This is a genomic window from Rhodococcus sp. SMB37 (assembly GCF_004345605.1).
Classification (GTDB): domain Bacteria; phylum Actinomycetota; class Actinomycetes; order Mycobacteriales; family Mycobacteriaceae; genus Rhodococcus.
Window position 1 is genome coordinate 72708 of sequence record NZ_SLVY01000006.1, and the last position, 22605, is coordinate 95312.

Consider the following 22605-nt stretch of genomic DNA (forward strand, 5'->3'; position numbering starts at 1 on the left):
CTAGTTCCTCACCGCTGCCGGGGATCGAGAACCGGCTCGAACACGGGTACTCGGATCTCGTTGCGGTGTTCGAAGCGCACCTGAAGTGGCATGCCGATCGCAAGGTCGGTCTCCGCGCAATCAACCACGTTCGACATCATGGTGGGACCCTCTGTGAGGCGCACCAACGCGACCGTGTATGGCGTCATTGCTTCGAATTCACCAGCGGCACGGCGAACTACACTGAAGGTCTCCAATGTGCCTGTACCGCTCGCCGCGCGCCACACCACATCCAGGGATGCGCAGTGACTGCACAGGAAGCGCGGATAGAACTGCCACTGCTCGCAGTTGCGGCAGTACTGGATGAGCAGCTCACCGCGTTCACAGGAGTTCCAGAACGTCGCCGCCAGGTCCTCGTGAGAATCGACCGTCTCGAGTGTTTCTTTCGGTGCCATCAGGCCCTCCCCAGGATCAAAAATCCGTTGTTAGCCAGCCAGCTTCCCTGGCCGTGTACCAGTCCGAGTTCGGCGTCGGCGACCTGGCGCTCGCCGGCCTCACCTCGAAGCTGGGTCACGGCTTCGACGACCGAGTCGAGAGCGGCACCCATGCCTGGGTGCCGGAATGCCATGGTGCCGCCGTGTGTGTTCATCGGGAGCGGTCCGCCCAGTTTGATCCCGCCGTTTTCCACGAAGGCTCCGGCTTCTCCCTTCTCACAAAAGCCCATGTCTTCGAGCAGAATCAAGGGCACGATCGCGGCAGGATCGTAGACCTCGAGAAAGTCGATGTCTGCCAACGTCACGTCGGCGCGTGCAAGAGCCTGCCGCGTCGCGCCACCGATATGGTCGAACTTGGCAACGTTCGCCGCCTGACTCAAGCTCATGAATGCCGAAGCTTCCCCGTACCCGAGTATCTGTACCGCCCGGTCGTTGCGTGGACGCTTGGTGATCAGGAACCCCTGGCCTCCGCCGGTCGAGATCAAAGCCAACATCGAGCGGGTGAGCGGGCTGCTCGTCACTACATCGTTGAGCACCGATTCTACGGTGAGCTCGCCCTTGACCTCGGTGTGCGGGTTCAACAGTCCATGCTGACGGATAGTGACGGCCAGGTGGGCCATCTGTTCCAGGGTGGTCCCGTAGTCGTGCATGTGGCGGGTGGCCATCAGTGCAAACGCTGTCGGGATGATCGGGCCGAACGGGCGTTCATAGGTCTTGTCGAAGCTCTTCATGTAGAGGTCGATCGCACCGTCGATTCCCAACGTCGTCGCGAAATTATCAGCGGACAGCACCAGCACATTGGAAGCGAGACCTGCATCGATGGCGGACTCAGCCATATGGATGACGTCGATCGCAGGTCTCCCACCATAGGGAGCCATCGTCGTATACGTCGGTGAGATTCCGAGGTATTCCGCGAGTTCGGCCGGATTACACTCGAACGGCTGAGGGATCGACGAGGACAGCACCACACCGTCGACTTCTTTCAGATCGACTTGGGCATCGGCCAGTGCGCCCAGTGCTGCGTCGACGAGAAGTTTCATGTACGACGGCGCCGGGCGGCCGCGGCCGACAATCTGCTGCGACACGCCCGAGATGTAGGTCGGTGCGGCCTCTGTTTTGTTGGTTTTCATGGTTCCACTCCCTTGTTGGAAGATAACGCTTCCGGCATCAAACCTCCGAGTCCGTCATTGAGCCCGGGTTCATTTTGGATGTAGAGGCCTCTGACAGGGATCCCTGACGACGGGCGCGGAAGCGGATAACGACCATCGCGGCCGTTGCGAGGAGCGCGAGCAGGGCGGAGACCCTGAAAGCTCCCGGATAACTCGCGAGACCGACCCGACCCAAGGCACCCCCGGTGGAGGCATCGAAAACAAGGGCGAGTCCGGCAAGCCCGAGACCGCCACCGATCTGACCCGCCGAGTTGAACATCGCACCACCGATTCCAGCCGAATCCACACCGACCAGAGTCACGACCAGGTCGCTCTGTGCAACGAAGGCGACAACCTGCCCAACAATCGCCAGCAAGAGGACAAGGAGATACAGGACCGCATGCGACCCCGCAGAGAGGTAGGAGGCCGCGAGGGGGCCGAGTGCGCATACCGCTCCCCCGGCGATGATCAAGCTGTCCCGCGACTGTCCACTTGAGAGGGCTCGGGCCGCGACGCGGGAGCCTAAGAGCGCTCCGACGGCGAGCGGAGCCAGCCACAGCGCCGCGGAGGTCATACTCAACCCGACAAGCTCCTGGAGTGCGAGCGCACCGAAGTAGTAACTGCCCGCCCAGGCCGCGTAGAGCAGCCCCGTCGCGAGCAGCACGCCGACAAGTCCCGGGACACGCCACAGGTGATGAGGAATCATTGGGCGCGTACTACGCCGTTCGTGGACTGCAGCACCTACCCACAACGCTCCGGCGAGAGCCATCACCGTCAGGGCACTGATCCCACCCCACCCGGCCCTAGAACCCAACGCCAGCCATAACGCGAAAAGCAACAGCGCCGTGGAGGTGAGCACGGCTCCCCAATAACTCGGGGCGGGTTTGCTCGGGCCGGTTACCGACGGTAGCCGCCAGGCCAGCAGGCTGAGGATCACCACGACGATGAACTCGAGGACGAACACCGATCGCCAACCCGCAGCGTCGGACAGGACGCCACCGGCGAGGGCTCCTACTCCGAACCCGATCGCGCCTGAGGCGGCGAACGCCGCCAGGCGGCGCGATCGCCGACGTGGGTCGGTAGTTGAAACAGCCAGCCACGCGAGCCCGCCCGGAACCGCCAATGCAGCACCGATACCTTGAACGATCCGGCCGCCGATCAGCACCCACATGGCCGGTGCGGCGGCAGCAAGTGCGGCGCCGGCTGCGGAGACCATGAAGCCGATCACAAGAATCCGACGGCTACCCACCGCATCTGTCAGGCGCCCTCCCCAGAGGACCAATGCCCCGAAGACGATGGCGTATGCCGACACCACCCACGACAGGCTTGATGTTCCGCCGCCCAACGCGGCGGCAATGCCCGGGACCATGAGCGGGCAAGCGCCGATATTGATCGCATTCATCATCTGGGCGGCGCAGGCGACAGCGACCGGCATCCCAGCCCTCGGCTTCGAGTGCGCTCGAAGCCGAGGGCTGACCGTCCGATGCGGCGGCCGACGGGGGTCCTCGGATTTCACTTGCGGGTCCGGGACCACTTGTGGATGTTGTTGCGTTGGATGGCGGACGAGCCGCCGATGATCGGCATGACAAGGACGTCGCGAACGTAGCGTTCACAGTCGAAGTCCTTGACGTATCCGTATGCGCCCATGATTGTCTGGGCGTTCAGGACCACCGTTTTCGACGCCTCGGTGACGAACAATTTGGCCATCGAGGTCTCGACCCCACATTGGACACCGCGTCCGGCGAGCACAGCCGCGTCGTCGAGAACCAGCCGGGACGCGTGCAGCTGAACCTGCATGTCGGCAAGCGTGTGGGCTATCGACTGGTGCTTGCTGATCGGCACCCCGAACTGTTCCCGCTCCTCGCTGTAGGCGAGAGCATCCTCGTAGGCGGCGGTGGCGATACCCAGCGACATGGCGGCCACCTCGAGTTTCTCGATATCGAGGCCACTGCCGGTGATGAGTTCCCAGCCACGGTTCCACGCCTGCTCACCTCCCATGAGGTTGTCGACAGGGATCCGCACGTCCGTGAAGGATACGTCGGTCGTGTGAGTACCCTTCAACCCCATTGTGTCGATCGGGGTGATCGTCACGCCCTCGGCGTTCGACGGGATGACGATCGTCGAGAGGTTGTGGTACTTCGCGCCGTCGGGGTCGGATTTTGCGAGCGTGTAGATGTAGTCGCTCAGTCCGGCACCCGTACAGAACCGCTTGGAGCCATTGACAACGAGCTCGTCACCTTCGCGACGGACGGTGGTCTTCACGCTCGCGAGGTCGGCGCCGACATCGGGTTCGGTCCAACCGTACGCGAAGATCATTCGCCCCTCGGCGATTTCGGGGAGCCAGCGCTTCTTCTGTTCCTCGGTGCCGCACTCGACGACGGTCATCCCCGCGTAGCAGCTCGCCATGATGTACGGGACTGCGACCGCGAGACTTCGTTTGGAAAGCTCTTCGATCGCCATCAGCGTGGCCGGGATGTCCGCGCCTGAGCCGCCGTACTCTTCGGGGATCGCCAGACCCATCACTCCCAGCGTTGCCAGGCGATCGAATACCTCACGGGGGAAGGTGTTGTTCTTGTCCCACTCGGCGACAGCAGACCGAGGCATCTGTTCGGCGACGAATCTGCGCACCACTTTCCGGAGCTCGAGGGCGTCCTCCGACAACGCGCGTGGTGAATTGTCAGCCATCATTTGCCCTGGAACTTCGGTGTCCGTCCTTCACGGAACGCGGCCACGGCTTCGGCATGGTCGGCCGTGCGGTTGGACAGGCTCTCGTAGGCCATCGACGTATCCATCATCGAATGTGCCAGCTGCTTCAGGCCGATGTTGACCGAAATCTTGCTCCAGCGAATGGCTTTGGTGGCTCCATTGCGCAGACGGCTGGCGAATTCGTCGACCCGCGCATCCAACGCTTCCTTCGGCACCGCATGGTTGATCAGGCCGATGTCTGCCGCGACGGTAGCGGGGATCAAGTCGCCGGTCAGCAGATACTCCTTGGCGCGGGCGTATCCGACCAACTGTGGCCAGATCACTGCGCCACCATCACCGGTGACGAAGCCGACCGAGACGTGGGGATCACCGATCTTCGCGGACTCGGCGGCGAAGATGACGTCACAGAACAGAGCGAGTGTCGCACCGAGGCCGACGGCGTGACCGTTGACCTTCGCGATGATCGGCTTCTCCAGATCGAGCAGGGAGAAGATGATGCGCTTCGCCTCGCTGACGGTCTGTTCGAACGATTCCGGATCGTCGACGGCTTCCTGCATCCAGTCGATATCTCCGCCCGCCGAGAATGCTCGACCAGCGCCGGTAAGTACGACCACGTCGACGTCGGCATCGCGTTGGAGATCGTCGAAAATGGTGGACAGCTCGGTGTGCAGGCGAGCGTTGGCGACATTGAGCTTATCGGGGCGGTTCATGGTTACCGTCGCCACGCGATCGACGACATCGACGATGAGGTACTGGTAATCGGTGTAAGACATGTTGATTCCTTCGCTCAGCGGGACTTGGCTGCGTCCTTGTAGGTTTCGCGGGCAATGATGATCTTCTGGATTTCGCTGGTGCCGGCACCGATCTCGTGGTGCTTGGCATCCCGGTAGAGTCGCGCGGCCGGGTACTCCTCCATCAGGCCGTAGCCACCGAGAATCTGCACCACTTCTCGGGAGGCCTCGACGGCGGCCTCCGAGCTGTACAGCTTGAGGATCGAGGCGGCACGGGTGACCTCTTCACCGCGCTCGAGAGCCCTGATCAGGTGGTAGAACATGACCCGGCTCATCTCGACACCGGTGGCGATCCGGGCGATCTTGTCCTGCGTCAACTGGTAGTCCGACAGAGACTTGCCGAAGACATTTCGCTCGCTCGAGTACGAGACGGCGAGGTCGAGGCAAGCCTGCGCGATTCCGGTATTGGACGCGCCCTCGAAGACCCGCTCAAGATCAAGGCCCTCGAGCATGTAATAGAAGCCCTTCTCGGCCTCGCCGAGAATCTGCTCGTCGGACACGCGTACGGAATCGAAGAAGATTTCCGCGGTCGGCGAGCTGCGCAGCGACATCTTGTTGAGTGGCTTTCCGACCGTCAATCCTGGGGTGCCGGCGTCGACGATGAAGCAGGTGCCGCCGTGGGCGCGCCGGTTTTCGCCGCTGGTCCGGGCGAACACCAGGAAATGGTCGGCGATGGGGGCGTTGGTGATGAAGGTCTTCGAGCCGTCGATGATCCAGTCTGAGCCGTCGCGCCGGGCGGTAGTCTTCGGGCTCAGTGCGTCGGATCCGCCGTGCGGTTCGGTGAGGCAGATCGATGCGGATGCCGTGCCCGCGATCAGGGGGACCAGGTAGCGCTGCTTCTGCGCCTCGGTGCCTCGCTTGATCAGATGGCGGGCGACCAGGCTCATGTTGACGAAAAGGGTTGCGTCCAGGCCGGCGTCGGCGCGGGCGGTTTCTTCCGCCACGATGGCGCGCGTCATCAGACTTCCGCCGCCACCGCCGTACTCCTCGGGCGCAAACGAGCCGAGAAGCCCCTGCTCGCCCATCTTCTTCAACAGTTCCGCCGGCGGACGCCCGTCACGCTCCATATCGTCGACGATCGGCCGCACGTGCTTGTCCATGAACTTCTGGACGACTTCTTGGAAGGCGCGCTCTTCTTCGGTAAGCAATGAGTGCGCAACTGATTTGGTCGACATGGTATGAAAGTCCTTTCAAAGCAAGGGGCAGACGGCCTTAGAGACCGAAAAGGGAACGGACACGATCGGCGTCCTTGTCGGCGAATCGTTTGGTGTAGCCGGCGCGGCTCGTGGGGAGGAGCCCTCCCCTGGTGGTGAGATCCACACGCATCTCGAGTGTCTTGAGGCCGACGACCAGGGTGTCGAACACCGGCACATCGAGGCCTGTGACCTGGGTGTACCCGGCCGCGGACGCGATGGTGCTCAATCCCGCGCTGCCGAGGACGATGGCGGTGGCACCCTGGTCCACGAGTTTGTGGGCCTGCTTGTCCAGCTCAGCGACAACCTTGTCCGGATTGACGAAACCGTCCGTGAAGGCTTCCGCGGAGGGGATGTCGATGCGCTGCACGCCGGCGCAGCGGCCGAGCAGTCCGCTCTTGGCGACCAGGCTGTGGCACACCTCGGCCCAGGCACGATCCTCGACGGTGATGACTCCGAAGCGGTACGCGTACATCGACGCCAAGTGGAGCGAGGCCTCCCACGGTCCCACCACCGGGACATCGACGAGGGCCCGCGCTTCGATGACGCCCGGGTCGCCACTGCAGGCGACCATGCAGCCATCGACACCCTCGCGGCCGGCATCGGAGATGTTGTGCACGACATCGATGGCGTTGAGGGCGTATGGGTAGCCGAACACGGTGTCGGTGGCACGCTTGAGCTTTGCCCATCGATGAACGATTTCGGTGTCCGGCCGCTTGTACTTGTCGAAGACTTCGTTGACCAGCTTCGTGTACGGCTCGGATCCCTGCTGGGAGTTGATGTGTACGACTGAGAGTTTCATGGATTCACCATTCTATCGAGCGACCGTTCGATTAATGTAATCACGGGAAGGCCGGGGAAACAAGGGTTGAGCGGGCGACAATCTTTGTCAGTGCCGAAACATGCTGAAGATTCGGTTGTTTTCGTTCACTTCAGGGCTCCGACCGACAGTCCTCCGCAGGCGACGAGCGTCTGCCCGGTGATGTACCCCGCCCCGGGGGAGGTCAGGAACTCGACGCACGCGGCGATCTCCTCGGTCGTCCCGGCCCGGCCCATCGGAATTCGGGAGGTTTGCTCCTCACGGAACTCTGCGGGGGTGGACAGGAACATCCCTGTAGCGATGATCCCCGGTGAGACACAGTTGACCGTAATCCCGTGGCGGGCGAGTTCGATGGCGGCCGACCGCGTGAGCCCTTCGATCCCGGCCTTCGCCGCACTGTAGCTGATGCCCGCCACTGTTCCGCGGGAGGCGATCGAACTGGTGTTGACGATGCGGCCGAATCCATGTTCCTTCATCCCGGGCGCGAAGGCACGCAGGGTGTTCAGGGTCGATTTCAGGTGCGTATCGAGAACGAGAGCGAAGTCCTCGTCGGTGATCTTCGACAGCACGGCGTTGCGCACCGCCCCGGCCAGATTCACCAGGACCGTGGGGGCGGCGAACTGCTTGGTGACGTCGGCAGCGAGACCATCGACGTAATCGCGACGGGAGACGTCACCGGCGTGCGCGGACGCGCTCAGCCCTGCGGCCGCCAGTTCCTTGGCCACCCGCTCGGCGCCGGAGGGGTCGATATCGACCACGCATACGTGCGCGCCGGCGCTGGCCAAGGTGTGGCACACGGCCGCCCCGATGCCGCCGCCGCCGCCGGACACCAGCGCGACTCGATCGGACGAACTCATAACGGTCTCCTTCATCGGCCCTGATATTCGGGGGCTCGTCCCTCGAGGAACGCGGTGATGCCCTCGCGGTGATCGTCGGTGTCGAACAGCGCGGAAAAAATGTCCACCTCACGTCGATGTCCCTCGTCGAGCGAGTGACGAAGTCGGTGATTGGCCGAGCGCTTCGCGGCCTCCACAGCGAGCGGGCCTGCCTTGTTGATCCGCTCGGTGACCTCGAGGGCAGCCTCGACGACTGTTCCGGAGGGACAGACCGAATCCACGAGACCGATCCGCTGTGCTTCCTCGGCGCTGATTCTGTCGCCGGTGAACAGCAATCGCTTCGCGGTACCGGAGGGGAGCGCGGTGAAGAGCATCTGAGTGCCACCGGCTCCTGGAATCAACCCGAGCTGCACCTCGGTGACACCGATCTTGATGTGTTCCTCGGCGATCGCGAAGTCACAGGCGAGCATGAGCTCTAATCCACCACCGAGGGCGTGGCCGTTCAACGCGGCGATCACCGGCACTCGGAGTGAGAACAGTTTTTCCTGCATCGCCTGTACCCGCAGCGCCATCCGGGCCGCTCCGGCGCGGTCGATGCTGGTGAAGTATCGGATGTCGCCGCCGGCGACGAAACACTTGCCGAGTCCGGTGAGAATCATGGACCGGTAGGTGCGATCCTTCTCCACCTCGCCGGCGGCGCGGGCGATCGCGTCGGCAACATCCGGATGCAGAGCATTGACCGGCGGATTGTCGATCGTGACTACCGCGGTCTCACCGCATCTCTTCACTGACACGTATTGGTCGATCACGTTCTTCACCTGCTTCGAATGGGGCGTGTAACGCCATCGGGGCTGAGATTTTCAGAGAATGCGCTTGACGAGCGGATCGGGGGCGAACCGCAGTACCAGGTCGAAGAGGGTCCAGGGCCACCAGGGCACGCACGCGTCCTTTACTTCGCGCTCGATCGCGCCGACGAGAGACTCCGCACCGGCGGAGGCCTCGACCAGCAGTGGGTGCCGCTTTCCCGTCCGGTCCTGCATCTCCGACTCGATATACCCGGGCCGGATCGTGCTCACCTTGATGGCGGCCTTCTTGGACTTGACGTCCGAACGGATACCTTCAGCTAGATGAGCGAGCGCTGCTTTCGTTGCCGCATATACGTTCATCGGCCCCGGCAGGCCGCGTCCCGCAGTCACCGACGACATCAGCACCAGGTGGCCGGAGCCTTGTCGGTAGAACAACTCCATCGCCGCTTCGCACTGTGCGAGGCCGGCCACGAAATTCGTCAGGGCGGTGTCCCGGTTGGCGGCGAACCGCCCGCTACCGATCCGCCCGCCTTTGCCGATTCCGGCGTTGACGATGATGCGGTCGAGTCCTCCCATCTCCGCGGCCGCCTTGGCGAACACTTCGAAGACCGCGTCGTGGTCGGTGACGTCGAGCTGATGCAACACCACGCGTCTGCCCGGTGACTGTTGCTCGATCTCGGCCTTGACCTTCTCGAGCAGTTCGAGGCGGCGAGCGGTCAGAACCAGGTCGCAGCCGCGCGCCGCGAACGCTTTGGCCATGCCGGCGCCCAGCCCGGAGCTGGCACCGGTGATCAGAACTCTCGTGTTCACGAATTCTCCTCGAGTCTGCGGAATCTGGGAGCGTTGCGCCCGATGGTGCGATCACGGAATGGGTGAGTGATCCGGGCATGTCGCTCGTCGACGACGCTCATTTGTCGCGGTTACCCGCCGCTTACAGCACCTCGACAATGGTGGCGTTTGCCATTCCACCGCCTTCGCACATGGTCTGAAGGCCGTAGCGACCTCCCGTGGCCTCGAGGTGGTTGACGAGGGTGGCCAGCAGCCGTGTTCCGGATGCTCCCAACGGGTGGCCCAGCGCGATCGCTCCGCCGCGCGGGTTGAGCTTGGCCGAATCCACGTCGAATTCGCGCTGCCACGCCAGGGGCACAGGCGCAAATGCCTCATTGACCTCGAAAGCATCGATGTCGCCGATGGTCAGACCAGAACGCTTGAGTGCCAATTCGGTCGCCGGGATAACCCCGGTCAGCATCAACAGCGGGTCCGATCCGGTGACGGCGAAGGTGTGGAAGCGGGCGCGAGGCTTGAGACCGAGGGCTTGGGCACGCTCTTCACTCATGATCAGCGCCGCGGAGGCTCCGTCGGAGAGCGGAGAGGAATTGCCAGGGGTGACAGACCAGTTGATCTCCGGGAATCGTTGTTCGACACTGGCGTCGAGGAAGGACGGGCGCAGCCCGGCGAGGCCTTCGGCGGTGGTGGAGGCGCGTACGGTTTCATCGCGCACGTGCTGGACGGTGTGACCGTCGTCCGTCGCAATGTCGACGGGAACGATCTCGGTGTCGAATCCACCGGAGGCGGCGTGGGTGGCGGCCCGTTCGTGCGACCGCGCGGCGTAGTCGTCGAGTTCGGCCCGCGACATCTTCCACCGCGCGGCGATGATCTCGGCGCTCACGCCCTGGTTCACCAGTCCGTCGGGATAGCGGACGCTCAAGGGCCCGAGGGGATCGCCGCCATGTGTCCCGGAGAACATCGGGACCCGGCTCATCGACTCGACGCCACCGGCGATGACGACGTCATAGGCCCCCGCAAGTACACCCTGGGCGGCAAAATGCACTGCTTGCTGGCTGGAACCGCACTGCCGATCGATTGTCGTGCCGGGGACCGACTCGGCGAAGTTTGCGGCAAGTACTGCAGACCGGGCGATATTGACACCCTGGTCCCCGACCTGGCCCACACATCCGATGATGACGTCCTCGATCACGCTCGAATCCACACCGGTGCGGGTGAGCAGTTGCTGCATGGTGCTGGCGAGGAGGTTGACGGGGTGCACTGTCGACAGTGCACCCCCCGGCTTGCCCTTTCCTGAGGCGGTACGGACGATGTCGACGATTACTGCAGTTGGCATGTGGTCCCTCACAGAGGTGGTAAGTGGTGCTGGATGTCTGAGGTGGCGGTTCGCTCATCCGGGCGGTGCCGGGCATCGAGGGTGGCAGTCACGGTCCTCGGGATACTTCCTGCGCGATGAATATGACGACGGCTGCGCGAAGCACCGGTCATCCTTCGACCGGGAGACCGCCCCGGTTTGCGGCGAGGAGATTGATCCCGGCATGGTCGGTAGCGAGTGTCGCTGTCGCGAATGCACGCGACACCGGTAGTGGGCCGTGGGTCGCGGTTCGCATCCCGACAAGCCCACCCGTAGGCCCCTTGGTACTGGCGGTGGTTTCTTCTCGGATGAGTGGTTCGCTCATCCGTCGACTCCTACCGTGGTGCCGTGCGCAAGTTGATCGGACAGAACGAACTTCTTGATCTTCCCCGAGGGGGTACGCGGAAGCGAGTCCGCCACAACGAGTTTCTGCGGCCAGAATTGCTTCGACATCCCGACCTTTTCCAGGTGCTTGACGAGGTCGTCGAGGGACGGCGCGGGACCGGCGGGCACGACGACTGCGCACACGCGCTCACCGAGTCGTTCATCGGGATAGGCGACAACGGCGGCTTCTTGCACGTGCTCATGGGTGAACAGCGCGTTCTCGATCTCCACTGCAGAGATGTTCTGGCCACCCCGGATGATGATGTCCTTCGTTCGTCCTTCGATGCGGATACCTCCATCCGGGGTGATCCGGCCGAGATCGCCCGTGTCGAACCACCCATCGGCGGTGAACGCCGCCGCAGTAAGCTCCGGTTGTTTGAAGTAACCGGCGAAGACACTGGGGCCGCGGACCTGCAGGCTTCCCGTGGCACCGGTCTCGACGAGCTGACCGTGCTCGTCGACAATCCTTACGTCCTGCCACGGAACCCTGAATCCGTCGCTGGCTCCGAGAGTGTCCACGGCGGCACCCAGCTGGTGGATCGAGGCAATTCCGGTCTCCGAACACCCCCACAGCGAAACCAGACTGGTCCCGAAGAGATCATGCATGGACTCGGCCAACGATGCGGGAATCGCGGCGCCTCCGCAGGCGAACGCGCGGAAAGTCTGCTGCGACCGAGGGGTCCGCTTCTGTGCCTCGATCATGTCGAGTGCGAAAGTGGTCGCCGACAGCGTCCAGGTGATGCCCTCGACGGCGATCGCATCGAGCAGTCCCTCCACGTCCCATACGTCCTGATAGACGATCTTCTGCCCACCGGAGAGCGGAACCAACATGCCGTGAATGAAACCTGTCAGATGACCGAGGGTCGACGCCATGAATGCGACGTCGTCCCCGGTGAGCTCGAGCGCACGGGTGATCACGCGGTGATAGCCCGACCATGCCGTGTTGTAGGTATGCATGGCGGCCTTGGGTGTTCCCGTGGTACCGGAGGTGAACACCAGCATCGCGATATCGTCAGGACCGGGGCGGCGGCTGTTCAGGGCATCGCTCACGTCGGCGGCGATCCGTCCCGGCGTGTCGAGGAACGCTTCTTCGAACGATGAACATCCGGGTGTTTCCCGTGACGTGTTGAGCACGAAAACATGTTCTAGGGTAGGAATTTCAGCTTTCAGTGCGCTCGCCATGGTCGCGTAGTCGTAACCGCGGAACTCCTCGGGTACGAACAGGACCTTGGTGCCGGCGTGGGAGAGCATGAACCGGAGCTCGCGCTCGCGGTAGATGATGGGAATCGGGTTGGGCACGGCACCTACACGCATGGTCGCCAGGGCCAGGGCGGCGCCCTCCCATCCGTTCGGCACCTGGATGGTCACAACATCGGCCGGCTGCACTCCGAGTTCGAGTAGCCGCGCAGCGAAACGATCGACGAGCGCGCCGAGCTGTCCGTAGGTGACGGTGGTCGGTAGCGTGGTCCCTTTTTGGTACGAGACTACGGCAGCCTTGTCGGGATGCTGAGCGACCACGGCCAGGAAGTCATCCAGGAAGGTCTCGTCACGCCAAAGGTCCTCGGCTTCGAACCGAGCCACATCGTCGGAGCTGAACGGCCTCCGCGCCGACTCGAATACCGTGCCCTTGTGCTGCCGCATTCGCATCTCTGCCTCCTCTAAGCAATCCGGCGCACTCTTTTCGAGCGGGCGATTGATTTAATAACTGTAAGCCGTGTCATAACCAGGGTCAAGATCTGTCTTGTACCAACCGACCTCAAGTCGGGAGCCTCGGTGGCTGTGGTGGGCAGGCGCCCCATTCGGCGCACTATCGAGCCCGCCGCACCCCAGGCACGCCTGAGATGTCGGCCGGGTCTGCGCCACGTGGGCCATGTGAAGCCAGCTCCACCAGCAGGAGCCCCCAGGGAGGATGCGGTGGCCGAACGAATCCCCGCTCCGACGATCGCCCCTACGGAGTCGAAGCTGATCACCGCTGCGTCGTTAGAAGTGTGCGCCCGAACAGGACGGCGAAAAGATCAGGTACCCACCATGCGCCGCACCAGCAGCACAAAATCGGAGGTGATTTCCTCGAGCCCCAACGGTCCATGGGGGTCGTACCAACCCGACAGTGCCGTGATCATCGAAAGTATCGAGTTCCGAGTAACGGCCAGTTCGACGATGTCGAATCGACTCAACAACGTCCCGTCCCTGAGGATCTCGTGCAGCATCGAATCGAACCGGTCGCGGAGTTCGATATAGGACTCGTGGCGCGCCCTGGACAATGCGCGAGTCTCGATCGAGGCGATAAAAGTTTCCTTGTGCCGGGTAATATGCCACTTGACAAGAACCCGCACGAACGTCTCGAGACGGGCCTCGACGTCATCCGGGTCGATCGCGCCCAGTTCGAGTTCGAGATCCGCAACGATCTCCTCGAGAAGATCGACCAGCAGCCGATAGAGAAACTCTTCCTTGCTACGAAAGTAGTAATAGAGAGATCCCGGCTTCAGTTCGGCGGCTTCGGCGAGTTGTCGCGTATTCATCGCCTCGTAGCCATGCTCGAAAAGCAACTCGACACCTGCCGATCGAACCCGCCTCCAGGTTTCGTCGCGACTAGAGCCCACCGTCCTCAACTGAACATCTCCTCGTCTTCGGCCTTCATGTTGTCTCTACATCCTGTCAGCAGCTGCCCGGCATCGTGCACGACCTGCATGTCCACGGCCATTCTTCCCGTAGACGACGAAAGCCTCAGTCTAGGGACACTCCGCCAGCAGACGTCCCCTTCACCACGTCGTACGCCCGCAGTTTGGTAGATGATGCTGGGCCCGGCAGCTGATGATGCAGGCGCGGCGGGCGGGAATCGACGACATGACAACCATCGCGTTCCCTCCAACCTGGCTATCACGGCACTACGTCTTTCGGACGAATGCAATGGAGTTCATGGACGGGTCGCTAGCTGCTTCGGTCCCCCACTGGAGGCGGGGTGATGAGAGCAAGATTCATGGGATCGGAGACGAACCACCGGTTAACCACCCTTTCGAGGAGCTTCCACTGCCCGTCTCGCCGTTCATACTTGTCCTCATACGTTGCAGACACCAAGCAAGGAGCGCCGCTGTTCGTGATGCAGATTGCAAAGGAATCGCTCACGGCTCGGGCACGGTAGGGAAGATCGAAATCGATGATGTGATTTGTGGTCCAATGATGAGTATTCACATAGCTTTCGGCGACAAAGTCAAGGGCATCTTTCAGCTCGGCAAGACCTTTGAACCGGCCGTTCCGGCGTCCCACGATGTACTCTGCTTCCTCGTGCCAGATCGACAGGAATGTGGTGGGATCACGACGGTCGATGCCCAGACAGTATCGGGCACCCAACTCGATAATTGCGGCTCGGCTGTGAACCTCATCAAGTCGCCCTGCCAATTCCGTCAAGTTCTCCGTCATCACATTCTCCCACTTTCGGCCGACTTCAAGGATTCACCTGAGACGGTGCCCGGCACGGCGGCACCTACCCGGTCTAGCTGACGTCTGCGCTTCCCGATCCAGGATTTGCTCTGCACGGGAAGAAGATCGAACCGATCTCCGTCAGCGAACTGTCCAAGTTGCTCTCGCGCGGCCACCGGCCACGATGGATTGACAAGCGCCTCGCGACCCAAGGCGACCAAGTCGGCAGCAGCGGTTCGAATGACGTCATCGGCTTGCCACGCATCGGCGATGAGCCCGACCGCTAGAGTCGGAATCTCCACCCGCCGCCGCAGTTCCGCGGCAAGATGGACCTGATAACCGGGTCGGATCTCGTGGTGATAGGAACCGATTCCTCCAGAGGAGCAGTCCACCAGGTCCACTCCGACCTCTTTCAACCGCCTCGCGAACTCGATCGAGTCTTCAAGGCTGATACCACCTGGGGCGCCGTCGATCACGGAAAGTCGCACGAACAGCGGCCGCTCGTCCGGCCACACCTCACGGACAGCTTCGACGACACGAAGCGGATAGCGCATGCGTCCCTCGAGGCTGCCCCCGAATTCGTCTGTACGCGTGTTACTCAGTGGCGACAAGAAGCTATGGAGCAGATAACCGTGTGCCGCGTGAATCTCGATGACGTCGAAACCCGCCTCGACGGCGCGCTTGACAGCAGCTTTCCACCCGTCGAGCTGATGTTCCAGTTCGGCGGTGGTAAGCGCGGACGGCCGTTGCCATCCCTCGGAGTGCGGTTCGTCTGTTGCCGAATAGATGTCCCATCGGCTGTCCTCGGGGCGCTCCCCCTCAGAAACCCAAGGAGGGAGAGTGGCAGCTTTCGCGCCAGCGTGGCCCAATTGCAGCCCGATACGAGCCCCGTGCCCGTGCGCGAAGTCGACGACACGGCGTAACGGCGGAAGCTGCGAATCGTCCCACAACCCAAGGTCACCGTAGGTGAGCCGGCCCTCAGGACTGATCGCGGTCGCCTCGACCATGACCAAGCCGAAACCCCCGAGAGCGAAGCGACCTAGATGCACAAGATGATAGTCGTTCGCGATCCCCCCCTCCGCCGAGTACTGACACATCGGCGAAACCACAGTCCTGTTCCGGAAGGTGATGCCGCGAAGGGTCCAGGGATCGAAGAGTCGATCAGACTTATCTTGCATCGTTCGGTTCCTACCTTCTCTTCTTTCCACGTCAACCGCTGAGACGGACTACCCCGTTGCATCCCCACGGTCCTTCAGAAGTATTTAATCGAGTGACCGATTCAATAATAATCTAGGCCACCTCTTCGAACAGGTCAATGGGCAAGCCGACCTCCCTCGCGCTCATTCCCGTGGACCCCGCCGTCCTCCGCTACCGTTCCGCTATGGGCACGACCCTGCACGCACCCCACCCCTGGCCGCACATCACCTCGGCCCTGCGCGGTCCCGGCCCCCGCCGCGCCGCCATCGCCTACCTCGATCACACCGCACTGCAGTTGCTGCCGCTGCGCGCCGGGGACCAGTTGATCGTCAACGCCGCCCGCGCGGCCGTGCGTGCGCACGCCACCTCCCCCACCGCCCTGTCCCGCTTCCTCGATGCCGGGGTGCGGGTGCTGTCCACCCCGAACCTGCACACCGGCCTGATCGTCACCGGCGGCCGGGTGATCGTCGGCCCCGCCAGCGCCTCCCACAGCTCCACCCTCGCGGACGAAACCGCGCTGATCACCGACGATCCCGACGCCATCGCCGCGGCCCACGCGTTCCTCGACGGGCTCGTCGACACGATCGAGGTCGACGGGGTGTTCCTCGCGGGCGCCACCGCCATCTGGCAGGTCGGGCGCGTCGTGCCGCTGGCCGGGATCGGCAACCGCACCCGCACAGGCCACGACTTCCTCCCCACCCCCGTGCGCCGGATGTTCCTGCGGCACCTCGGCGACTACACCCCCACCGACGAAGACGAGAACCATTGGGCTGCAACCGCTCCCGTTTCGATCGTCCCGAACCCGCGCTACCACACCCCATGGATCCGCCAGAACACCCCCGGCCCCGACCGCCGCAGCCGCCTCCAACCCGGCGACGTCGTGATCCGGATCAGTGACGACGACGTGTGCCTTCATCCGCCGGCCGTCGTCGACACCGGCCCGGTCCACATCCCTTACACTCGCCACGCCGTCGCCTACCGGCTACGCGCCCGCACCGACCTCGAACCCCTGACCGTAGCCGGCGTCGCGCGCGCCCTCGCCGACCTCGGGCACCCCCACCCGCGCCTGCACCACGACCACCGCGTCGTCTCCCCGAGCCTGCGCGCGGCGCTGCTGGAGCTGTGGACGCTGTGACCGATGGCGGCGGCCCTCACCTGCGCAGTGGCCACGTCGTGGCGGCGAACCCATAGCTCCCATAGGGGATATAGGGATGGCGCCGATCGAACCGGCCCCGCCGGCGAAGCGGAACTGCCTCGACGAACACCGTCTCCGATCAGCGGTGAGGACACGTCCCCGGTGAGGGCGGTGGAGGCGGCCGAGCCGGCGCGTACCCCGGCTTTGGCCACCGGCGGCACGAAGATCGACGAGGATGCTCTCCACCTTCCGGGCCGGTGCTTCCCTCGGTTCCGCAAGACCGAGATGCACCGATCGCCAGCCCGGGACCTCGAGGTATTCGATGAATCCGGCCATCCCGTCGAACGTCAACATGACCCGCTGCGTGCCGCTCGGACGGCGAACCGTCCTCGTCGCCACAACCGCACCCTCGCGCAGTAGCACCGCTTTGTCGGTCAGGTACCGGAGCGTCGCCGAATGCTCGCCGACGGTGACCTCCCCCCGGGTGTACGACATGGAGGGTCCGGTGCTTGTCGTGCTTCACCAGCTGGTGGAGGACCCAGAGCCGGTGATCCTCGCGCTCCTTTGATAGTGAACGGTTGCGCTGCGCCAATGCAGTCGGCAACCGCCGGCACGACCCACTGCGGGTACTGCTTCAGCCAGCTCGCCCACTTCGACTTCTCGACATGGAGGGGGAACTGGATACTCTGCGCTTGCTCCTCGGGGAGGGTGTGTCGTGAGGTGAGGTAGCCGAAGAAGCCATGGCCCAGGGCGGCACGAAGATTCGGGAGAATGTCGCCGACGATCAGGCCCCGTTCGGTCGGGGGCTCTTCGTTCACCCACGCGACGCACTCGACAATGAGCCGCGTGTCGTCCTGCGGATCGTTACGCTGCCGGTACGTGAAGTCGATGGGATCCCGGCCCCGGTACGCGTGAATCTCCGAGCTCAAATTCGTCAGGTGATGCCAGGCCCTCGACAGCGTGCTGCATGCGCTCTGCACCCGGAGCGGAACCTCGCCGAAGAGAGATCGACCGGATCATCACCCACACCCTCGCCCACTCGTGGGACAACGCCGACGCCCGTAACGAGGGGCGCGCCGTGCCACGGCATCGGTCTTCCGCGATTTCGGGCTCAAGCCGGTGGGGAACCGTACGACTCCGCCGCCGCCTCCATCGAGGCCCACTACCTCGTCGGCTGACGAATGCGCCGAGGTCCAGCCACCTGCGGCGGTTGCTGGACCTCGGTGCTCGGAACGAGAGATATCGGGTGTACGTCGGTCCCCACATCGGCACTACGGCCAAATTTCGGACGCGCCGGCCTTGGGTGGCTGGCGGAGTTCTTCTGTACGACGCGGGAGCGCCTCCCGCAGGCGAAGGCCATCGACCCCCATCGTCGGTGAAGCACTACCGCAACTCCTCGACCTTGCGGGCATCGTGCAGAATCCGCCCTACCGCTCCGGTCGAGATCCCCATCTCCTCGGCGATCTCGCGGTATTTCATCCCCTGCTCACGCAGTCCCACCACCCGTCTGCGCCGAGCCTCCGCTCGCTCGAGGAAGTCTTCTCGGGGCTCGGCGACCAGCCGACGTGCGGTCCGCTCGGACGAGCCGAGCCGCCGGGCCAGTTCCTTGGCAGTGATAGCTCGGCGTTGTTTCGCCCGCGCACCGCCGCTCACAGCGCGTACTCCAATGCAGTAGCCAGGTCGAACTTGGTAGCCCGCTTGCGGTTGGCTTCTCGTTTCGCGGACGTCATGATCTTGGCACTGGCCTTGCCACCTTTACTGCCACGCGCGGCCTGACGGGCCCGGAAGGTGGCCTCGTCGAAGTTACGCCAGATCCACTTGCCGATGGAGTGCGCGGTGGCGCGGACCTCGACGAACGGCAACGGGTCGGCGAACTCGGTGTTGACCGCGTGACACCGCTGCAGCACAAGCTGGAGCCACTGCTCGGCAGTGCCGTCGCGGTGGCTCCACCACTGCGGGTAGGCCCATTTGCGGGCGGTATCGAACATCGTGACATTGCGACCCAGACCCGCCGAACGGTCGGGCCGGCGTGGTGCCTGACGAGGCGTGTGGATGGTGGCCAGGTCTCGCAGCGCGTACGGATCCGCAGGCCCGTAGAGGGTTTCCCACTCGGGATGGATCGGGTTCTTGGTCAGCTGCCCGCCGTAGGAGAAATCCCCACCAACGGAGATGCACAGACCTCGCTCGATGCGGTGCGCCAAGCGCAGCGGGCTCAAGCGTGCGGAGTCGGTGCGGCAGACGCGATGGTCGCCGAGCCACCAGCCCAGGTGCGCCCGGCCAGAGGGTGACTGGGAGACCCAGCTCGGTGCCGGATGATCCGACGGCTTCTCGAAGGCACGCAGCGCCGCATCGGGGTGGTCGCAGTCGATGACAATCGATCCGAGCAGGGCATGCGGGGAGTGCTGGATGTAGCGCATCGTCAACGCCTCGTCGCGGCTCATCCGGTACTGGCCGTGCTCGAGTTGGTTCGTCGCGAACGGTCGGTGCGGCAGTAGCACCTCGCTGCCCCACTGCTCGTCACTGAGAAGCAGCGCCTTCGCGGTATCCATACCGAGCATGGTGCACCATCAAGATCGGCTATTCGGGTAGGACACGCCGAAGCCATATAGAGGATTATTCGGGTAGGACACGCCGAAGCCATATCAGGTATCCCTAGAAATCCTCTTCTTGATTGCGTCTATTCGCAGAGCAACGGCACCCCACCGACAAGACACTCGGAGAAACCAGATCGGCCGGTTCCGCAAACTCCGACCCTGCCATGGCCGGGGCCTGCCCACTTAAAGTTGATGTATGACCACAACACGTGCCGAGTCCGCACCCTTCGTACAGAACGTTGCTGCCGAGTTAGCCGCGTTCCTCAAGCACTACATCACCTGGCACGACCGGCGCACAGCCGTCGAGGCCGCGGCGCGCGCCGCGGTGAAAGCAGCCGGCGGACGCATCATCACCGGCGGGCAAGACAGGCCGTGGGTGGACGGACGGACCACGGAGACCTACTACGACCAGGAAACCGGGGAGAAGCTGGGCGTCATCGTCTGGCAGAACAACGATATGAACGTGCCGGCGTCGAGCACCATGGAATTCCACGACGCCGACGTGCACATCGACCTTCTGGTCGACGACGAAGACCTCGGCGAGGACATCCCCGACCCGTTCGGGTTCCGGTCGTGGGCCGATGAACAGGACATCGACGAGCTGCGCCACATGCTCGCTGCGTCACCGAATCCATAAGACCTGAACGTTCGGCGACGCCGGACCACGAGATCCACAACCTCCGCTGGATAGACAGCACACCGGTGAGCCGGCGAGATGGAACCGATCTGCGACACGCTGCGTCCAACCAGGTATGACCGAAGACGAACATCAACGCATCGCCGAACTCCACGTCGACAGTGACCCTGTCGTCCTCGCGCAGCTTCGCCGAGACCCCGACATCGCGTCCTTCCTGGACCAGCTCGACCTCGTAGTCTGGGAATTGCAGATGCTGCGCGACCGCGGGAACCCATAGGCCGGCAGTGGAAGACCAGACGCAATACCGGCCTTGGACAGCACGAATGACACGTCCCTGACCGGGACATCCAACCGCTCCACGAACTGCCCATACACTCGACCGCTGCCTCGATATGTCCCCGGAGCATTCTTCGGCGCCGGAGGCGCGGTGTCCCGGTGAGGTTTCTTCGGTCTGTTCGCCGAACACGGTGCGGCCCTGTGCCACAGACTCGATACATGCCGTCCACCTCGTCGGAGCTGTCCCCGATGCTGGCCACCCTCGGCCAGCTCCCGGCCGGGGACAGCTGGGCGTGGGAGATGAAATGGGACGGCGCCAGAGCAATCTCCCAGGTCAGAGCCGGTGCCTGCCGGTTCTACAGCCGCAACGGCAACGACATCACCGTCTCCTACCCAGAGCTGCCCGATCCGCTGCTGGCCGCACTCGACGGCCGCGCCGCGGCCTCGACGGGGAGATCGTCGCCCTGGACCAGGGCCGGCCGTCCTTCACCCTCCTACAGCGCAGGATGCACGTACAACAGGTGACGCCGCAGCTACGCGCCGAGGTACCGGTCACGCTCTACCTGTTCGATGTCCTGGCTGTCGACGGCCACTCGACCACGGGACTGCCGTACCTCGAACGCCGCTCCCTGCTCGACGATCTCGTGGAGCAGGGCACGCGGGTGCAGGTGCCGCCGTTCTGGACGGAGACAACCGGAGAGCAGATGCTCGCGCTCGCCCGCGAACACCACCTCGAAGGGGTAGTCGCCAAACGGATCGACTCGAAATATCAGCCGGGCCGCCGCTCCCCCGACTGGATAAAACACCCGCTCAGAGCCAATACAGAGGGAATCATTGTCGGCTGGCTCCCGGGGTCCGGGACCGCCGCGGGTGGGATCGGTTCGCTGATCCTCGCCGCACACGATGACGACGATCGGCTCACGTATATCGGCGGGGTCGGAACGGGTTTCAGTTCATCCACCCGGCGGGAGCTGCGCGTACAACTCGAATCGCTCGAGCGGCCGACCAGCCCGCTGGCGGTGGCGGCACCGGCCCGCGAGACCCGAGGGGCCCATTGGGTCGACGCCGTCCTCGTGGGGGACGTCGAGTACAGGGAGTATGTCGGCGGAAGCCTTCGCCATCCGAGTTGGAAAGGGCTGCGGTCCGACAAGGTTCCGGGCGAGGTCGGCTTACCGGGCCGGCACTGATCCGCCGGCCTTGTTCGAGGCAACGACACCGGGCGCCGAAACCCCCACCGCTACCGTGGCTTCATGTTTCCGAGCAGTGCCATCACGACCACAGCAACGCCCACCGCGGGACTGTTCTCTCTACGGCTTTCCGAGAAACGTTCCGAACACGCCCACAATTCGGATCTCGGCACTGACCACCACAGTGCCCCTTCTGCGCTGTAGCCGACCTCTTCCAGGAGCGTTCATGTTCAAGTTCTTCCGCCGCAAGCCGCGAATCGCCACCGCGCCCGAGCCTGAGCCACCCATTTTCGGTGAACGCATCAGTACAGCGCCACCGGCCGCCCGTGAGCACGCGAAGCGGTTGCTGACCAATCTTCAGGTCACAGAACCGTTTACTGAGCCCGACTGCGACGAGCATGCACTGTGGAAGGCCGGCAAACTTGTGCCCTTCTACATCACCTATCTACTCGATGCCGGCGGCCATGTCGGCCCCAGCGTCGATGCAGCCTGCCTTGCAGAAGAACCCGCGGTCGACCGGTGGGAGACGGGCGTGGAGTATCCCCGTTGGGAGCAGACCGTGGCCCTGGCCCGATTCCTCGACGTCCGTGTCCGGGACCTGACTCATCCCGACGTCGAACCTCGTCACCATGAGATCCGGCCGAAGATGCGACTTCCTGGACTAGCGATCATGTCGTTCGAGCCGGCCGCAGTCGAAGAAGCCACCAAGTCGTCGCTTGCGGAAGGCCCTGCCCTGTCGGCACCGGACAACGAGCCCGTTCGGTAGCGGCTGAAGCACAGCATCCCTGCACACCGCGTGTGGCCTGCACCGCGAGGGTGCAGGCCACACATGCATGGAGATGCGCATAGGCCGCGCGGGCGCGGC

Annotated in this window: 23 protein-coding genes and 1 pseudogene; 6 read left to right on the plus strand and 18 right to left on the minus strand. The window is 63.7% G+C overall.

The features are described 5' to 3' along the window. Positions 1 to 8 precede the first annotated feature (8 nt). The 16 genes from EV641_RS11750 to EV641_RS11825 all read right to left on the minus strand — a co-directional run bounded on the left by EV641_RS11750 (position 9) and on the right by EV641_RS11825 (position 15892). A complete protein-coding gene (locus EV641_RS11750; RefSeq protein WP_132471936.1) occupies positions 9 to 434 on the minus strand; it encodes a Zn-ribbon domain-containing OB-fold protein in 426 nt (141 codons plus the stop codon). After that, positions 434 to 1513 carry a thiolase family protein gene (locus EV641_RS11755; protein WP_199233220.1) on the minus strand — a complete coding sequence of 360 codons (1080 nt, stop codon included), beginning with the start codon at positions 1511 to 1513 and terminating at the stop codon, positions 434 to 436. The genes EV641_RS11750 and EV641_RS11755 overlap by 1 nt, the downstream gene beginning before the upstream one ends. Positions 1514 to 1640: 127 nt before the next feature. After that, complete coding sequence (locus EV641_RS11760; protein ID WP_132471938.1) at positions 1641 to 3056, minus strand: MFS transporter; 1416 nt, start codon at positions 3054 to 3056, stop codon at positions 1641 to 1643. A gap of 77 nt (positions 3057 to 3133) precedes the next feature. Beyond that, entirely contained in the window at positions 3134 to 4306 is a 1173-nt protein-coding gene (locus EV641_RS11765) for an acyl-CoA dehydrogenase family protein (protein ID WP_132471939.1), read from the minus strand. Next, complete coding sequence (locus EV641_RS11770) at positions 4306 to 5100, minus strand: enoyl-CoA hydratase-related protein (RefSeq protein WP_132471940.1); 795 nt, start codon at positions 5098 to 5100, stop codon at positions 4306 to 4308. Before EV641_RS11770 ends, EV641_RS11765 begins: the two co-directional genes overlap by 1 nt. A 14-nt stretch (positions 5101 to 5114) precedes the next feature. Further along, complete coding sequence (locus tag EV641_RS11775) at positions 5115 to 6293, minus strand: acyl-CoA dehydrogenase family protein (RefSeq protein ID WP_132471941.1); 1179 nt, start codon at positions 6291 to 6293, stop codon at positions 5115 to 5117. A 37-nt stretch (positions 6294 to 6330) separates the two neighbouring features. After that, positions 6331 to 7113 carry an aspartate/glutamate racemase family protein gene (locus EV641_RS11780; RefSeq protein ID WP_132471942.1) on the minus strand — a complete coding sequence of 261 codons (783 nt, stop codon included), beginning with the start codon at positions 7111 to 7113 and terminating at the stop codon, positions 6331 to 6333. Between the two features lie 125 nt (positions 7114 to 7238). After that, on the minus strand, positions 7239 to 7988 hold the full coding sequence (locus EV641_RS11785; RefSeq protein ID WP_132471943.1) for an SDR family NAD(P)-dependent oxidoreductase: 750 nt from the start codon (positions 7986 to 7988) through the stop codon (positions 7239 to 7241). Between the two features lie 11 nt (positions 7989 to 7999). Continuing rightward, positions 8000 to 8776 (minus strand): enoyl-CoA hydratase/isomerase family protein, encoded by a 777-nt coding sequence (locus EV641_RS11790; RefSeq protein ID WP_132471944.1) that lies wholly within the window; start codon positions 8774 to 8776, stop codon positions 8000 to 8002. 51 nt (positions 8777 to 8827) lie between these two features. After that, positions 8828 to 9583 carry an SDR family oxidoreductase gene (locus EV641_RS11795; RefSeq protein ID WP_132471945.1) on the minus strand — a complete coding sequence of 252 codons (756 nt, stop codon included), beginning with the start codon at positions 9581 to 9583 and terminating at the stop codon, positions 8828 to 8830. A gap of 121 nt (positions 9584 to 9704) precedes the next feature. Beyond that, entirely contained in the window at positions 9705 to 10895 is a 1191-nt protein-coding gene (locus EV641_RS11800; RefSeq protein WP_132471946.1) for a thiolase family protein, read from the minus strand. Positions 10896 to 11043: 148 nt separating this feature from the next. Further along, the gene (locus EV641_RS11805; RefSeq protein ID WP_132471947.1) at positions 11044 to 11238 is read right to left on the minus strand and encodes a hypothetical protein; all 195 of its coding nucleotides are present in this window, start codon (positions 11236 to 11238) and stop codon (positions 11044 to 11046) included. Continuing rightward, a complete protein-coding gene (locus EV641_RS11810; protein WP_132471948.1) occupies positions 11235 to 12944 on the minus strand; it encodes an AMP-binding protein in 1710 nt (569 codons plus the stop codon). Before EV641_RS11810 ends, EV641_RS11805 begins: the two co-directional genes overlap by 4 nt. A 368-nt stretch (positions 12945 to 13312) precedes the next feature. Further along, the gene (locus EV641_RS11815; protein ID WP_277874488.1) at positions 13313 to 13897 is read right to left on the minus strand and encodes a TetR/AcrR family transcriptional regulator; all 585 of its coding nucleotides are present in this window, start codon (positions 13895 to 13897) and stop codon (positions 13313 to 13315) included. Between the two features lie 328 nt (positions 13898 to 14225). Next, positions 14226 to 14714 carry a nuclear transport factor 2 family protein gene (locus tag EV641_RS11820; protein WP_132471950.1) on the minus strand — a complete coding sequence of 163 codons (489 nt, stop codon included), beginning with the start codon at positions 14712 to 14714 and terminating at the stop codon, positions 14226 to 14228. After that, positions 14714 to 15892, minus strand: coding sequence for an NADH:flavin oxidoreductase/NADH oxidase (locus EV641_RS11825; RefSeq protein ID WP_132471951.1), 1179 nt, complete (start codon positions 15890 to 15892; stop codon positions 14714 to 14716). Before EV641_RS11825 ends, EV641_RS11820 begins: the two co-directional genes overlap by 1 nt. A gap of 203 nt (positions 15893 to 16095) precedes the next feature. On the opposite strand from EV641_RS11825, the gene EV641_RS11830 reads away from it, so the two are divergent. After that, positions 16096 to 17046, plus strand: a complete 951-nt coding sequence (locus EV641_RS11830) for a phosphatidylserine/phosphatidylglycerophosphate/cardiolipin synthase family protein (protein ID WP_132471952.1) — start codon at positions 16096 to 16098, stop codon at positions 17044 to 17046. A gap of 322 nt (positions 17047 to 17368) precedes the next feature. Further along, a complete protein-coding gene (locus EV641_RS11835; RefSeq protein ID WP_132471953.1) occupies positions 17369 to 17614 on the plus strand; it encodes a hypothetical protein in 246 nt (81 codons plus the stop codon). Between the two features lie 815 nt (positions 17615 to 18429). Here the strand turns inward: EV641_RS11835 and EV641_RS11840 are convergent. Beyond that, positions 18430 to 18699 (minus strand): sigma factor-like helix-turn-helix DNA-binding protein, encoded by a 270-nt coding sequence (locus EV641_RS11840; RefSeq protein ID WP_132471954.1) that lies wholly within the window; start codon positions 18697 to 18699, stop codon positions 18430 to 18432. Continuing rightward, positions 18696 to 19595 carry a replication initiation protein gene (locus EV641_RS11845; RefSeq protein WP_241997114.1) on the minus strand — a complete coding sequence of 300 codons (900 nt, stop codon included), beginning with the start codon at positions 19593 to 19595 and terminating at the stop codon, positions 18696 to 18698. The genes EV641_RS11840 and EV641_RS11845 overlap by 4 nt, the downstream gene beginning before the upstream one ends. Before the next feature lie 241 nt (positions 19596 to 19836). On the opposite strand from EV641_RS11845, the gene EV641_RS11850 reads away from it, so the two are divergent. The 4 genes and pseudogenes from EV641_RS11850 (at position 19837) to EV641_RS11860 (ending at position 22506) form a co-directional block, all read left to right on the plus strand. Continuing rightward, the gene (locus EV641_RS11850) at positions 19837 to 20277 is read left to right on the plus strand and encodes a hypothetical protein (RefSeq protein WP_132471955.1); all 441 of its coding nucleotides are present in this window, start codon (positions 19837 to 19839) and stop codon (positions 20275 to 20277) included. A gap of 115 nt (positions 20278 to 20392) precedes the next feature. After that, on the plus strand, positions 20393 to 20554 hold the full coding sequence (locus tag EV641_RS29210) for a hypothetical protein (protein ID WP_158289151.1): 162 nt from the start codon (positions 20393 to 20395) through the stop codon (positions 20552 to 20554). A 218-nt stretch (positions 20555 to 20772) separates the two neighbouring features. Continuing rightward, positions 20773 to 21740, plus strand: a pseudogene (gene ligD, locus EV641_RS11855) (non-homologous end-joining DNA ligase). A 226-nt stretch (positions 21741 to 21966) separates the two neighbouring features. Continuing rightward, on the plus strand, positions 21967 to 22506 hold the full coding sequence (locus tag EV641_RS11860; RefSeq protein WP_132471956.1) for a hypothetical protein: 540 nt from the start codon (positions 21967 to 21969) through the stop codon (positions 22504 to 22506). Positions 22507 to 22605: the final 99 nt, after the last annotated feature.